This is a genomic window from Paenibacillus sp. S-38, from assembly GCF_049942825.1.
In the GTDB taxonomy this organism is placed as follows: Bacteria; Bacillota; Bacilli; order Paenibacillales; family NBRC-103111; genus Paenibacillus_G.
This window is the reverse complement of record NZ_CP187970.1, coordinates 5824623-5837219: the sequence shown is the minus strand read 5'-3', so window position 1 is coordinate 5837219 and position 12597 is coordinate 5824623. Positions and strand designations below refer to the sequence as shown.

Annotated in this window: 27 protein-coding genes; 25 read left to right on the top strand and 2 right to left on the bottom strand. The window is 52.1% G+C overall.

Going from position 1 to position 12597, the window contains the following annotated elements; all coding sequences use genetic code 11:
* Positions 1–20: 20 nt before the first annotated feature.
* Together ACP26L_RS25840 and ACP26L_RS25835 are read right to left on the bottom strand one after the other, a co-directional pair.
* Positions 21–698 (bottom strand): DUF4352 domain-containing protein, encoded by a 678-nt coding sequence (locus ACP26L_RS25840; RefSeq protein WP_426447653.1) that lies wholly within the window; start codon positions 696–698, stop codon positions 21–23.
* A 9-nt stretch (positions 699–707) separates the two neighbouring features.
* A complete protein-coding gene (locus ACP26L_RS25835) occupies positions 708–1076 on the bottom strand; it encodes a helix-turn-helix domain-containing protein (RefSeq protein ID WP_426447651.1) in 369 nt (122 codons plus the stop codon).
* A 184-nt stretch (positions 1077–1260) separates the two neighbouring features.
* On the opposite strand from ACP26L_RS25835, the gene ACP26L_RS25830 reads away from it, so the two are divergent.
* The 25 genes from ACP26L_RS25830 (at position 1261) to ACP26L_RS25710 (ending at position 12437) form a co-directional block, all read left to right on the top strand.
* Positions 1261–1470 carry a helix-turn-helix domain-containing protein gene (locus ACP26L_RS25830; RefSeq protein WP_426447649.1) on the top strand — a complete coding sequence of 70 codons (210 nt, stop codon included), beginning with the start codon at positions 1261–1263 and terminating at the stop codon, positions 1468–1470.
* A gap of 30 nt (positions 1471–1500) precedes the next feature.
* Positions 1501–1725: a hypothetical protein gene (locus tag ACP26L_RS25825; RefSeq protein WP_426447648.1), complete on the top strand. Its 225-nt coding sequence runs from the start codon at positions 1501–1503 to the stop codon at positions 1723–1725.
* On the top strand, positions 1691–1969 hold the full coding sequence (locus ACP26L_RS25820; RefSeq protein ID WP_014371614.1) for a hypothetical protein: 279 nt from the start codon (positions 1691–1693) through the stop codon (positions 1967–1969). The genes ACP26L_RS25825 and ACP26L_RS25820 overlap by 35 nt, the downstream gene beginning before the upstream one ends.
* Before the next feature lie 140 nt (positions 1970–2109).
* The gene (locus ACP26L_RS25815) at positions 2110–2346 is read left to right on the top strand and encodes a helix-turn-helix domain-containing protein (RefSeq protein WP_426447646.1); all 237 of its coding nucleotides are present in this window, start codon (positions 2110–2112) and stop codon (positions 2344–2346) included.
* Complete coding sequence (locus ACP26L_RS25810; RefSeq protein ID WP_426447644.1) at positions 2334–2588, top strand: hypothetical protein; 255 nt, start codon at positions 2334–2336, stop codon at positions 2586–2588. Before ACP26L_RS25815 ends, ACP26L_RS25810 begins: the two co-directional genes overlap by 13 nt.
* Positions 2581–2751, top strand: a complete 171-nt coding sequence (locus ACP26L_RS25805) for a hypothetical protein (protein WP_426447642.1) — start codon at positions 2581–2583, stop codon at positions 2749–2751. The genes ACP26L_RS25810 and ACP26L_RS25805 overlap by 8 nt, the downstream gene beginning before the upstream one ends.
* Positions 2748–3041 carry an AbrB/MazE/SpoVT family DNA-binding domain-containing protein gene (locus ACP26L_RS25800; RefSeq protein ID WP_426447640.1) on the top strand — a complete coding sequence of 98 codons (294 nt, stop codon included), beginning with the start codon at positions 2748–2750 and terminating at the stop codon, positions 3039–3041. Before ACP26L_RS25805 ends, ACP26L_RS25800 begins: the two co-directional genes overlap by 4 nt.
* Before the next feature lie 275 nt (positions 3042–3316).
* Positions 3317–3508 (top strand): hypothetical protein, encoded by a 192-nt coding sequence (locus tag ACP26L_RS25795; protein WP_426447638.1) that lies wholly within the window; start codon positions 3317–3319, stop codon positions 3506–3508.
* Positions 3495–3677: a hypothetical protein gene (locus ACP26L_RS25790; RefSeq protein ID WP_426447636.1), complete on the top strand. Its 183-nt coding sequence runs from the start codon at positions 3495–3497 to the stop codon at positions 3675–3677. Before ACP26L_RS25795 ends, ACP26L_RS25790 begins: the two co-directional genes overlap by 14 nt.
* Positions 3678–3680: 3 nt before the next feature.
* A complete protein-coding gene (locus ACP26L_RS25785) occupies positions 3681–4553 on the top strand; it encodes a YqaJ viral recombinase family protein (protein ID WP_426447634.1) in 873 nt (290 codons plus the stop codon).
* A gap of 2 nt (positions 4554–4555) precedes the next feature.
* Positions 4556–5485, top strand: coding sequence for a recombination protein RecT (gene recT / locus ACP26L_RS25780; protein ID WP_426447633.1), 930 nt, complete (start codon positions 4556–4558; stop codon positions 5483–5485).
* A 25-nt stretch (positions 5486–5510) separates the two neighbouring features.
* Positions 5511–5678 carry a hypothetical protein gene (locus ACP26L_RS25775; RefSeq protein WP_426447631.1) on the top strand — a complete coding sequence of 56 codons (168 nt, stop codon included), beginning with the start codon at positions 5511–5513 and terminating at the stop codon, positions 5676–5678.
* Positions 5675–6295, top strand: a complete 621-nt coding sequence (locus ACP26L_RS25770; protein WP_426447629.1) for a 3'-5' exonuclease — start codon at positions 5675–5677, stop codon at positions 6293–6295. The genes ACP26L_RS25775 and ACP26L_RS25770 overlap by 4 nt, the downstream gene beginning before the upstream one ends.
* A 203-nt stretch (positions 6296–6498) precedes the next feature.
* Positions 6499–7251 carry a hypothetical protein gene (locus ACP26L_RS25765; RefSeq protein ID WP_426447628.1) on the top strand — a complete coding sequence of 251 codons (753 nt, stop codon included), beginning with the start codon at positions 6499–6501 and terminating at the stop codon, positions 7249–7251.
* Positions 7238–7630 (top strand): hypothetical protein, encoded by a 393-nt coding sequence (locus tag ACP26L_RS25760; protein ID WP_426447626.1) that lies wholly within the window; start codon positions 7238–7240, stop codon positions 7628–7630. Before ACP26L_RS25765 ends, ACP26L_RS25760 begins: the two co-directional genes overlap by 14 nt.
* Positions 7599–9026, top strand: coding sequence for a replicative DNA helicase (gene dnaB, locus ACP26L_RS25755; protein ID WP_426447624.1), 1428 nt, complete (start codon positions 7599–7601; stop codon positions 9024–9026). Before ACP26L_RS25760 ends, dnaB begins: the two co-directional genes overlap by 32 nt.
* 111 nt (positions 9027–9137) lie before the next feature.
* A complete protein-coding gene (locus ACP26L_RS25750; protein ID WP_426447622.1) occupies positions 9138–9266 on the top strand; it encodes a hypothetical protein in 129 nt (42 codons plus the stop codon).
* 184 nt (positions 9267–9450) lie between these two features.
* A complete protein-coding gene (locus tag ACP26L_RS25745) occupies positions 9451–9801 on the top strand; it encodes a YopX family protein (RefSeq protein WP_426447620.1) in 351 nt (116 codons plus the stop codon).
* Complete coding sequence (locus ACP26L_RS25740; protein ID WP_426447619.1) at positions 9758–9943, top strand: hypothetical protein; 186 nt, start codon at positions 9758–9760, stop codon at positions 9941–9943. The genes ACP26L_RS25745 and ACP26L_RS25740 overlap by 44 nt, the downstream gene beginning before the upstream one ends.
* Positions 9936–10427, top strand: coding sequence for a hypothetical protein (locus ACP26L_RS25735; RefSeq protein WP_426447617.1), 492 nt, complete (start codon positions 9936–9938; stop codon positions 10425–10427). Before ACP26L_RS25740 ends, ACP26L_RS25735 begins: the two co-directional genes overlap by 8 nt.
* Positions 10428–10432: 5 nt before the next feature.
* The gene (locus ACP26L_RS25730) at positions 10433–11389 is read left to right on the top strand and encodes a 2-methylcitrate dehydratase (RefSeq protein ID WP_426447615.1); all 957 of its coding nucleotides are present in this window, start codon (positions 10433–10435) and stop codon (positions 11387–11389) included.
* On the top strand, positions 11390–11539 hold the full coding sequence (locus ACP26L_RS25725) for a hypothetical protein (RefSeq protein ID WP_426447613.1): 150 nt from the start codon (positions 11390–11392) through the stop codon (positions 11537–11539).
* 12 nt (positions 11540–11551) lie between these two features.
* Positions 11552–11710: a DUF6906 family protein gene (locus ACP26L_RS25720; RefSeq protein ID WP_426447612.1), complete on the top strand. Its 159-nt coding sequence runs from the start codon at positions 11552–11554 to the stop codon at positions 11708–11710.
* 50 nt (positions 11711–11760) lie between these two features.
* Positions 11761–12192, top strand: a complete 432-nt coding sequence (locus ACP26L_RS25715) for a hypothetical protein (protein ID WP_426447611.1) — start codon at positions 11761–11763, stop codon at positions 12190–12192.
* Entirely contained in the window at positions 12189–12437 is a 249-nt protein-coding gene (locus ACP26L_RS25710) for a hypothetical protein (RefSeq protein WP_426447609.1), read from the top strand. Before ACP26L_RS25715 ends, ACP26L_RS25710 begins: the two co-directional genes overlap by 4 nt.
* The last annotated feature ends 160 nt before the right edge of the window (positions 12438–12597 follow it).

Sequence of the window (12597 nt, the reverse complement as noted above, 5' to 3'; positions counted from 1 at the left end):
GAAAAGCCCGAAGGCTTAGATTATTGTAAATTCAACTTGATTGTTTCCTTGGAGAAGAGATTCCATTTATAAATGACTTGGAGCTTAGGGTCTCCGATCGGTTGTTCAAAAACCAATTCCCCAGTGACCTTCCCGCCAGGAATTAACTTTCCAGTTTCTAAATTTGATGAGTGTGGATTGGTTATCTGTCCTTGGCTATTTAAAATGTCGAACAACCAAGGGTCATATGAAATTTCCTCATTGCTGCCATTCTCTATAGTCACGCTGACAATAACGAATTCTTTGCCCTTTGCCGGCTTCTCAAATTCGTTGATACGGGATTCTTTTCTGATGCTATTTACTTTGACTTTATGACCATGTATTACTCCGGTTTCACCGAGAGCATAGCCGTTAGCTGCTTTTTCTTCTTCGGCTTTTTTCTTAGCTTCTAATTCGGCGGCAGCTTTTGCTGCTTTTTCTTTTTCTTCATTCTCTGTCTTTATCTTCTGGGCTACTTCTTCAGGAGTTGGTTGGTAAGTGGATGTGGTCTCTACATCATCTTTACCGAGAGACATGAGCACGATGACGACCAAAATAATCGCGGACCAGGCAACAAAGTTCAAACAACCAGGTGTTTTTACTGGCTGCTTTGATTCTTTTGGTGGGCCTTCAACTTTAATAGGTGCGTGCTCAATTTTTCTTGTATTGTGATTTTCCAATTCGGCACCTCAATTATTTTTATTGCGCCTATCTCTTTCCTCAGCTTCTCTGATCATTATCTTGGCCCTAAAGAATGCCTTTATCTCCTCCTGATCCTCCGGGGACAGTTTATCCCATCCATTAAATTGGATGTTTCGACTCGGATCATCCAGGGGGTCGGTTGTAGTCTGGGCTGAATATTCAGATCTCCCTAGTAGGTAATCTGCCGACACTTCATATAGGTCTGCTAATTTCTTAAGGGTTTCGGTATCAGGGTCTCTGTAATCTCTTTCGTAATTAGATAGGACGGTGTTTGTTATTCCTAATTTCTCGGCAACGTATAGTTGCGACCAACCATTCCTCTCACGCTCAATCCTCAATCTTTTCCCTAAACTCATATACATTCCCGCCCATTGTTTTCATTTTCGATCCCCATTTTCTTTTCCATATGATATCAACAATTCACTTTGAGTGAAATAAAATCCACAAGAAGTTAAAATTATGGTTGACTTCCACGTTTAGTGAAACTATAATTTGGTTAACGGATTCCACGAAACGTGAAAGAGAGGCGGTGATAGAAAGATGTTGCTGCATGAAAAAATCAGAGCTCTTAGAAAATCCAAGGGGATGTCTCAAACCTTTATTGCAGAAAGACTAGATATGACTGTATCAAGCTATAACATGAAAGAAAACGGGAAAAGACCGATCAGTACTACCGAATTAGAGAGTATTTCTCGTGTTTTGGAGGTTCCAGCAACGGTTTTTTATGAGGAAAACTTCCACGTAAAGTAGAACACTTTTTTTGTTTAAGGGCGGTGACCTATGAAAGACGTTCAAACAGCGTGGTCAGTAGTCGAAGCGAAGTGCCAGGCGCTTCAAGTCATGGTAGGGCTTCAATCAAATCTGAACCGAGGCTACACGATCGAGGACGCGGTGGTGGACCTGGAGGAACTGCTGGAGATGCTGGACGGGATCGAAAGTGGAGCACGTATGAAAGGAGATGCGATTAGAGATGGCGCAAAATCAACCAACGATTTACGAGCATAAGGTGATGGAGCTATTGGGGAATTTGGCGGAGATGCTTCTTAAAAAGGAGCAGCCGCGGGAGCCATTCGCAGATTATCCGGATCTGCTGTCGGCGAACGACATCATTGAAATGACACGTTGGTCCACCAGCCACACATACTCGGTGATGAATCGGCCGGACTTTCCGCTGGCTAATGGGGGAGAAAAACCATACTGCGTACTCAAAGTGGATTTTATCAACTGGTTGAAGCGGGAAGTGCCTTGAAGGGTAGAGGAAAGCCCGTCTCCTAGGGCGACGGGCTGTGGGGGGAGGTGAGGGGGATGTGATCTGATAAACCAATCATAACCCCTCGGCTGACAGAGTACCATGCGGATTCAGCATAAATGGGAAAGGAGGTGAGCGCGATGATCTCCACACGGGAGGTAAGCGAAAAACTGCGCCAGCTCCGCATGAAAGCCCATTACTCGCAAGAGCAGCTGGCCGATTACCTAGCTTTGACTCAATCAACGGTTAGCCGGATCGAGAACGGAAAACAAGTTCCGGACGCCGTAACATACGAAAACTGGATGTGGGTGTGCAAGAACCCACCAAAACGATACCAATTCTATTATGACAGGGGGAACGCCCAATGCGTGAACTGATGACCGAAAACGACTGGCGTAAACAGATGCTCGCCTGGAAAAAGAATGTGACGGTAATCGAAGGCATGGAGCTGATCGACGTTCTGATCGCTGAATCCGATCGCGAAATGGAGCAGGCGGCAGAAATAGAAAAGACTCGCCTTGGGGGGCGAGCCTCGTTGAGATCCCGGTTAAGAGTCCTCGTGCTGTCATTTTACCACAGAACGGCTGTTCGTGGGAAGGGGGCGGCGCCGGATGCCTGACTCGATCATTTATGACTTCTACGAATGCCAGGAGTGCTGCCTGGGATATGCGATAGAAGCTGGCGAGATTGAAGAACCAGCTTGCCCCAGCTGCCAAGAGACGAATGCGCGTTACGTGATCACACGTGAAATCAAAATGAGCGAAGGAGTTGCATCCAAATGAGAATGGCAACCGGCATTGTAAGAAAGGTCGACGAGCTTGGAAGAATCGTGATCCCGATCGAGCTGAGAAGGACCCTTCAAATCGGCCTCGGCGATTCACTTGAAGTATTCACCAGCGAAGGCGAAGTAATCCTGCGGAAGTACTCCCCAGGGTGCACGATCTGCGGCGGTTTGGGCAAGCCCATGAAGGAGTACGCACCATTCAAACGGATATGCACCAGGTGCTCCAAGGCAATAGCTGATGATGCTTTCTATAGAGCGGATGAGAAAATCATCACCTCCGCAGTTTGACCATATCTGGTGAGGGTCCGGTACGCCGGACCTTCGGAGATGCGGCCAAGCCACATCGCAGTACATAGGGAAGGGTGAGAACAATGTAACGGGCTCGGTACTTTGACCGGGGCCGGACGGCAGATCCTCTGATAGATGGGGATCCCGGCCAATAAAAAAAGCCCGCTGGCAGGCGGGCCTTCGCAAAAATCAACTTGCCGCCAGTGTAACATGCTGGCGGACTCTACATCAAGGGGTTGAAAAATATGCCACTCAGGCAATCAAAATCCGATCTCATGAATCGCCTCGAAACTACGCTCGATGAGAACGAAGAGTACATTGGCAGCACTGTTTGGAAAGCTTTGGAGGCAGCATTTGACCATGTCGATGACGAGGCCGATGAGCTCGAGAGAGAGCTTGAAGAAGCACAAAACCGAATCGAAGAACTGGAATCCGCATTGGAGGCGCTAAGAGATGAAATCCGTTAAGGCAGTTAGTTGCAAAGCCACTGCAAAGCCGTTCTTTCTCCAAGGGAAGTCTTACCCGGTAGACGAGCAGTACGACAAAGTGCTCGTGCTCATCGATGAGAAGGGCAACTACCATCATGTGAATACTGACGGCGAGTACTTCGCCGATCACCTCAGACTGGAGGCGTAGCCAATGCAAGCTCTCAAGCTGGCCCGTGTGAAGGACATGCCAAAGGAAGACTGGCTCGAGTTTCGCAGAAAGGGAATTGGCGGCAGCGACGTTGCCGCGATCTGCGAGCTCTCCAAGTACAGATCGCCGATGGCGGTCTACCTGGATAAGATCGGCGAGCTGCCTCCCCTCGAGGATAACGACAAGATGAAAGCCGGACGGATGCTCGAGCCGCTGATCGCCAAATGGTTCACCGAAGAAACCGGGATCCGCGTCATGCAGCAGCACTCGATCTTCCAGCACCGGGAACACGACTTCATGCTGGCGAACATTGACCGCTGGGTTATCGGGAAAAACGAGGGGCTCGAGATCAAAAACACCTCCGAATACAACCGTGACGAGTGGGCCGGCGAGAAGGTACCTGTGGAGTACATGCTGCAGTGTAATCACTACATGGCCGTCACCGGGGCGGTTCGCTGGTATGTGGCCGTCCTGATCGGCGGCTGGGACTTCCAGTGGCGGGTCATCGAGAGGGATGAAGAACTGATCGGGAACCTGATCGAGATCGAGTACAACTTCTGGCATAACCACGTATTGGCCAAGCAGCCGCCCGCTTACGGACACCAGGATACAGGACTCCTCAAGGATCGGTTTCCAGAGTCGCGGCCCGGTTCGAATATCGAGCTCGGTGAAGAGAATTACGATCTCATGCGGATGGTCCTGGACAGCAAGAAGGCCCTCAAGAACGCCGAGGAGACTCACGAGACGGCAAAGAACCGCATGAAGGCCGTCATGGGTGATCATGAAATGGCCTGGTTCCAAGGCGAACCGGTATTCTCCTGGAAGTCCAATAAGAAGGGCGTCCGAAGCTTCAAAATTGTCGGAGGTGACGAATAACCATGGCAGCACCCGCTAAAGCAACAGATCAGAAAGACCTCAGCAAGGCACTGGCCAACAAGGCCGCGGCAGGAAATGGCCAGGGTAAGACGATTGCCCAGCTCTTCGATGAGATGAAGCCGGCTATCGCCCAGGCTATTCCCAAACACCTCACGCCGGAGAGGTTGTTGCGCATCGCAACGACCTCCATCCGGACCAACCCCAAATTGAAAGTATGCACCCCAGAGTCCCTGCTCGGCGCAGTTATGCAGTGCGCCCAGCTGGGCCTGGAACCCTCCATTTTAGGACATGCCTACCTGGTACCCTATCGCAACAAAAAGAAGGAAGGGAACAAGGAATACTTCGTCGACGAGGCGCAGTTCCAGATCGGTTACAAGGGACTGATCGAGCTGGCCCGCCGGACTGGCCATATTTCCAGCATCATGTCTCAAGCGGTTCACGAGAAGGACCTGTTCGAATACGAATACGGCATCAATGAAAAGCTCCGTCATGTGCCGGCGGACGGTGACCGCGGACCCGTTACCAAGTACTATGCTTACGCGAAATTCAAGGATGGCGGCTACTCCTTCATGGTTATGAGTAAACGGGACATCGAGCTTCACCGTGACAAGTTCTCGAAAGCTAAGTTCGGACCCTGGGTGGACCACTTCGATGAGATGGCGAAGAAGACGGTGCTTAAGGCCCTGATGAAATACATGCCAATCTCCGTGGAGTTTCAGAAGGCCGTATCGATGGACGAGACGACGAAGCGAGAGGTATCCGATGACATGTCTGAGGTTATTGACGTAACCGACTGGAGCGACACTGCTGAGGAGGCCGTCAACAACGGTGCGATCGATGTGGAAAGGGATCCCGATACTGGATTCCCGAAAGACGGAGCCGGCGACCTGAGTCAAGAGTTCTTGGACTTCGAAGATGGAAAGACAAGCTGACGTTTCTTTCGACGGACCACCCGTCATGAAGTCGATGATCCGGCAGGAACTCTGGGAGTTAGTGAAGGATCAACCGCAACGCTTCAAGCAAGAGGTCAAAGATTATTTTGCCCGGACTTACCCAGGATTTACGGTGGTCCGGGCTCATTATCCCTTTATTTATTTGCGGGATGACCGCGGGAGGAACTCATGAGCATTCTTAATGACGTTACGGTATTTGACTTCGAGACATCCGGACTGGATGCAGAAGGCTGCAGAGTAATCGAAATGGCCGCGATCCGCTGCACCAACGGCGAGATCGTTTCGCAATTTAATACGATTGTCCGTCAGAACATCCCCGGCGGACTCAGCCCCAAAATCATCGAGCTGACTGGAATTACACCTGGTCTACTCTCAGGTGGTATGGACGAGCTGCTCGCCTTCAAGATCCTGAGAAACTTGATCGGTGACAGCCTCCTAGTCGCACATAATGCCGCATTCGACCTGGCATTCCTCCACTACTCACTTATGCGGCTCTCAGGCAAGACATACAGTAATTCCTTCATCGACACCTGCACAATCAGCCGTGACAGGCACGTGTACCCTCATAAGCTCACTGACATGTGCGATCGCTACGATATTGCCCTCACAGGTGCTCACAGGGCGCTGAACGACGTTATGGCAACCTGGGAGCTGCTGAAGGCCATGGATGCTGAAGAGAGCGTTAGCGGGTATATCAATCGTCTCGGATACCTTAAGAAGTACGGGCCGCCTTCCTGGTCTCCTGATTACGCAACACTGGTACCTACAAACAACAGGTACGCGGGGTGATATGAGTGCCAGGCAGCTACCCCTTTCCAATATTCTCGGGTTTATTGGAGCCAACACACTACAAACAAATAGGTTCAGCACTGTGGCTATTCCTATGGTGCATTAGCTCCACGACCAAGGATATAGAAAGGGATGGAGTTACCTGGGGCGTGGTGCTAGGGAATAAGCCAATCCAGACGACTGAACTTTCCGAGATATTCGATGTGAACGAGAAAACCATCCGACGGTGGATCAAAGACCTGGAGACCCACGAATACATCAAGGTGACTCGAGCTCCAAATGGCCTGATTCTTACCGTCAAGAATTCGAAGAAATTCGCGGACAAAAATGTCCGATCACAAGTCGATGATAGGACAAAAATGTCCGATCAGTCCAGCAGTGATCGGACAGAAATGTCCGATCCCCCGGACAAAAATGTCCGATGCAATAAAGATATTACAGAGATATTGATTGATAGACTGATAGACGATCTCGACGATGAATTTTTGAGATCAAGGTGCGGGGTTCCGTCGTCCGTTGCAGCTTCCTTGTCTGCAAGCCAAATACACCTTGATCCAGAAACCATCGCACAGAGAGCCAAGACCCTTGAGGATTACTTCAATCAGCGCCGGAGGCGTTTGATCGGAAGTAACGCCGACTGGGAATCTGCTCTCGAGGTGGCACGCAAGCCCATTCCGCTGGAGTTTGCACTGTTTGGGATTGATCTAGCCTTCGCCAAGCACAACAAGTACAAGAAGCGAGTCCGGGAAAGCATCCGTACCTTCGCCTATTGCAAGACCGTAATCCTGGAATCATGGGACTTTGTTCAGGATAGCTTGAACCAGTCCTACGATCCGAGCGAGGTGGAAGAGCTCCGTCCTTCCGCACCGAAACCGGAACGTAAGAGCAAGCAGCAGAGGCAGCTAGAAGCACTCAAACGATTTGGTGAGGAGGAAAAAAAACGTGGACAAGCTTGAGTTATCGCAATTGCTTGTGAGAATTCAGCGGCGTTACCCGAATTACGAAGTTCCTGTCGATGATGACGACCTGGTGGAGTTCATCGAAGATCTGCACAGTGACCTGAAGGATACGCCGTATGATGTGGCCCTCTCAAACCTGAGACGATATGTCATCGCGGGAAACAAGTATCCGCCAGCGATAGCGGTGCTTATGCAGCCACTAGAACCTGAGCCAGACGAAATTGGACGCTACCACGATGCGCTGAAGCGAGAAGCACAGGAGCATCTGGCCAATCTGAAAGAATGGACCGCCAAAGCGGTACCTTGCCCGGACCACGTTCGGGAGGAAGTGAGGAGGGTACTGGATGCAGCACGCGAACGGCAACGGCTACACTGAGCAGCATTACAGCCTGGAAGCTGAGCAGGCTGTCCTAGGCGCAGCCCTTATTGATCCAGATACGATCGTCACGCTGATGGAAATTATTCAGCCAGATGATTTCTTTCTGGCAAAGCATCGCACGATCTATGAGTCCATGCTGGATATCGCCGATGCCGATGATCCGCTTGACGTGATAATCCTTGGAGATCGATTGCATCGCCGGAAAATGCTTGAGGAGATTGGCAACGTCTCGTACCTGACTGATCTGGCCAAAGCAGTGCCAACGGCAGCCAACGTTGAACACTACGCAAATATCGTCCGTGAGAAGGCGATCCAAAGACAGGCCAGGTCAGCCATTCGGAAGCTGGGTGCAGACGAGGAGTCAAACGCTGACGAGCTGATTGCTAACCTGCAGGGGACGGCCGAAGCGCTGTCTGAACGCAAGCCAAAGGGTAAGGCGTTCCGCATGATATCTGACGTAGCCGCAGTGGCCTTTGAGAACCTGGAGGTCCGCTACATGAACCGCCAGGCCGGAACCGGAGAAGTCACTGGCATCCCGTCGGGCTTCCCGGATCTGGACCGTATGACTTCCGGATTCCAGCGGTCTGATCTGATCATCGTCGCGGCCCGGCCGTCGGTCGGTAAGACTGCCTTCGCCTTGAACATCGCACAGAGCGCCGGCATCAAGACGGGCGAAACGATTGCTGTTTTCTCTCTCGAAATGGGGGCAGAGCAGCTTGTGCAACGGATGATCTGCGCCGAAGGAAACATCGACGCCAGCCGCGTGCGGTCCGGGAACATGGAGGGTGACGATTGGGAAAAGGTCACCATGGCCATTGGTCGGTTGGCTGGAGCGAATATCATGATCGACGACAGCCCATCTCTCACAGTGGCGGAGATCCGGAGCAAATGCCGGAAGCTCAAGAAGGAGAAAGGACTCGGTATGATACTGATCGACTACCTGCAGCTCATCTCAGGGACAGGCAAGCAGGAGAACCGTCAGCAAGAGGTATCCCAGATCTCCCGCACCCTGAAGCAAATTGCCCGCGAGCTGAACGTGCCGGTAATCGCCCTCTCCCAGCTGAGCCGAAACGTCGAGCAGCGTCAGGACAAGCGGCCTATGATGTCGGACATTCGGGAGTCGGGTTCGATCGAGCAGGACGCGGACATCGTCGCCTTCCTGTACCGGGATGACTACTACGACAAAGAGTCCGAAAAGAAGAATGTCATCGAGATCATCATCGCCAAGCAACGGAACGGCCCGACTGGAACCGTGGAGCTGGCCTTCCTGAAGAACTACAACAAGTTCGTCACCCTGGACCGTTCTCATCAGGATCAGGCGAAAGAGCAGCCAAAGTCACCACCACGGAAGCCGCCGGCAGGCACACCTAAGCGGCGGACATGGGGTGCGTAGAATGGACAAGATTCAGCTTTACTGGATTGCCGTCGATCCGGTGCATGACTTAATGGTTCGCTATGAGGCTGCGCGAGAACTGCAGCAAACTCGATCGAAAGGAGAATCTCAATGTATAGACTCACGTTCAACGGAAGACCGTTCGGCTCCCCCTATCACAACGAGCAAGCTGCCTGGGGTGCTTACCTCCGGATGAGGCAGTGCATCCAAGGACTTTGGTACAAGAAGGTGGACGCATGATTGACCCATTGTTCCAGACGAAATATCGATTTGTGATCCACATCGATGGGACCCCGCTCGGGGAAGTATTTGTTCTCGGCGGCAGGTATATCTTAGCGCGGAAAGTTCGGCGCGGGCTCAGCTGCGTAAGGGCGGTGGGAAATTGAGGCCATACAAGTTCAGGGCTTGGGACAAAACAACGGGCATGATTCACTTTGACTTCGATGACCTGTATTACAACACGGCAACGATTAACCATGGCGTTTACGATGTGCCGGTTATGCAATTTTCTGGTGTCATAGACCAGGAAGGGAAAGAGATTTTCGAAAGGGACATCATTATCTGCGCTTGGGGCAAGTCTTCCGAAGTCGGTGTCGTGGAATTCAAGGACGGCTGCTTCAAAGTGACCGGATTGAAGAGATTCTTGGATATCCCGCTCTACTTGCGGTACCCGGATCACAAAGTTATCGGAAACATCTATGAGAATCCTGAGCTGCTGGAGGTGAAACCGCATGGATCCGAATTTGAAGGCGGCCATCAAAAGAGTGATCGATGATCTCGAGACTAAGGCACGACGGCAGGAAAGGCAGTTAATTCCTGGCGAGTCGGTCGCTTACGCCAATGGTTTTATGACCGGGAAGATGTCCGGCATGATGCTAGCTGTCTTGGAGCTCGAGAAGGTGCTGCAGGATGCCTAGATACATTGGGCTTGACCCCAGCACGAAAACCGGATACGTGGTCCTGGATGAGGACGGCGAGATCTGGGAGGCCCGCGAAATTGAGGGAGCGGGAAAGGTGGATCCGGGAAGGATGCATGACCTGATTTGCCAGGTGAGCCGGCTGATTCAGCCAGGCGACCGGGTTGCGATAGAGGGTTTCGGATTTGCCAGCCAGCGCGGCTTTGAGATGGGCGGCATTGGCTGGGGAATCCGGCTCAACCTCTTCGCCAGAAAGATCGGATATACCGAGGTAGCTCCATCTCAGCTGAAGAAATTCACGGGTTCCGGGGGGAACGCCGGGAAGGAAGCGGTCGCGGTGGAGGTATACAAACGCTGGGGATTCCAGCACAAGAGCAACAACGTCACCGACGCCTATGTGCTCGCTCAGATCGTCCGGGCAATGCACGAGCCGGTGAAGCTGATCAAGGTCCAGCAGGAAATCATACAAAAATTGAGAGGATGATCACCATGTTCGCAAATATCAAAGCCAAGCTGCTGAAAGTAGACCTTAGAAAAGGTGGCAAGAAGATCCTGGTGTTCGAGAGCACCGTCCGGATGAGCGCTGGCGAGCTGGAGGCCTTCAACGAGATGATCGACCAGGAGGTAGCGCTGGCCGTTGACTCTCAGGTGATCTCCTACCGGGTGCGGATGAATGCGAAGACCAACGAGCCGGTCGTCAAGTACAAGGTGGACGAAACGGGTGTCGTCAGCGAGGTCAAGGAGGAAGGCAAGCAGGTAGAGATGGACCTGGGCCTCCCGCCAGAGAAGCAGCAGATCAAAGAAGAAGCGGCGGAGCTCCCGCGCAGCGTCGTTGAGGAATTCATCATCGCGGGCCTGGCGCCTCAGTACTCCGATTTGAACTATGACTTCATCGAGATCGTAACCCGGCGAGCAGACGGCGACAGTTACCTCCGCCTTGCTTCCGACCTGAACGTGTCGACTGGCCGCCTGGCCGAGATCCTGGACGAGTACTGCGGCCGTGTGGCTCCCCTTGCCGCTAAGTGGAACGAGTGGCGAGAAGGTAGGCTACAGGCTGAGAGAGAGGTCGCTCAAGCGGTGGAAGAGGTCATTGAGCAGACCACAAAGCAGGATCAGCAGCCGGCGGAAGACGGTGCTCCGGACGAATCCGGACAGGCTTCCGAGGCCGTCAGCCAGGAGGCAGGCGCTGGTGATGCAGCTGCCGGCGCCGCTGACGACGGATCGGAGCCAAGCAAGGAAGCCATCGAGGATTACATCCTGCAGGAGAAGCCCCGCTTCGATGACGTCGAATTCGACCCGGAGCTCTTCCAGTACAAGAAGGAATCCGGACGCACCTGGATGGAGATCGCCGCTCAGTACGGCGTAAACTCCTCGAAACTGCAGTCTGATTGGGGACAGTACAAAAAGCGTGTGGCCGAGAAACTGAAACAGAACGGAGCGGCGTAAGTGGAGAACGATAAGAGGATCGAGCAGCGGATGCTCAGTATTCAGGAGAAAGAAGAAGATATCATCTGGATCAAAGGGCAGCCATTTTTGGTCCAGCGAGCCACTCCGGATGATGTCGATAGAGTCAACAAAGGCATGATCTTCGACTAAGGAGGGTGCGCTATGAAACAGCTCAAAAAGCCGTCACGAGCACAGAAGAAGTTCATCTCTCAATCCAAGCTGAACCCTGATAACTGGTTCATTGAACGAGACTCCTCAACGGAAATGGTTCTGGTTCACCGGCACACATCGACTCTGAAACGGATCCGAAAGACAGGCTAGGGTAATTCAATATCACAGCGGGAGGCGCCAGCCTCCCCAGGAGGTGCGCTATGAAGCGGCAGCTCTCAGCAAGAGAGGCAAAGGTACTGGAACTCGTACGCATCCACAAAACTCAATCTGGGGTGCGCAAAATTACAGGGGATAACTCTAAAGCGATAAATACTCTTCTGAATCGGCTCGTTAAGTTTGGCATGCTTGAAAAAAGCGGTGTTCGTAAAAAAATGGAGTACCGAGTGTTGGATGTCCCCTATGAGGTTATTGAGAAGCGCATACCAAGGGTACCGGCGGATCGCCCTCGGAACCTGCCGGTTAACGAAGTATGCCTAACGGAACTGGTCGGCTCGTTCAGTCTAACAGAGAAGCAACGGTCTGACCTGCAGGCTTATAGATACACCGAAAGTCGTAAGCAGCTCGCCCGCCGGCTCGGTATATCGAAGACGCATCTCAATTTTGAGCTCATGAAGATCGGAGGTACCAAATGAACAACGAACAGGTGCAAGAACTGAAGGAAGGACTCCAGGTGATTATCTCGCAGGGACTCGTGCTTCAGCTCGTTAAGGTCTCTGAGCTGCAGGAGATGGCGGACACGATCGAGCGGCAGGCGAAGGAGATCAAGCGCCTCTCCACCATCGAGCAGGCACTCCAGGATTACTTCCCACGAGAAACCGGTACAGCACGGGACGTGTTCAACTGGGTCGAGTCGGTAAGTGGGTACCTGGAGGAATGACCGTGGATGCATTCCATCTTCCAGCTTACCACAACGTGAGCGGTACTGGTGGTTCTGGCACTGGTCCTCGCCTTTCTCATCCTCTTACTGAAGATGGGGGTCAAGGATACTAAAGACGAGGATCCCGATATTTAAAGTTATCTCGCTGAAACGAGGGGTT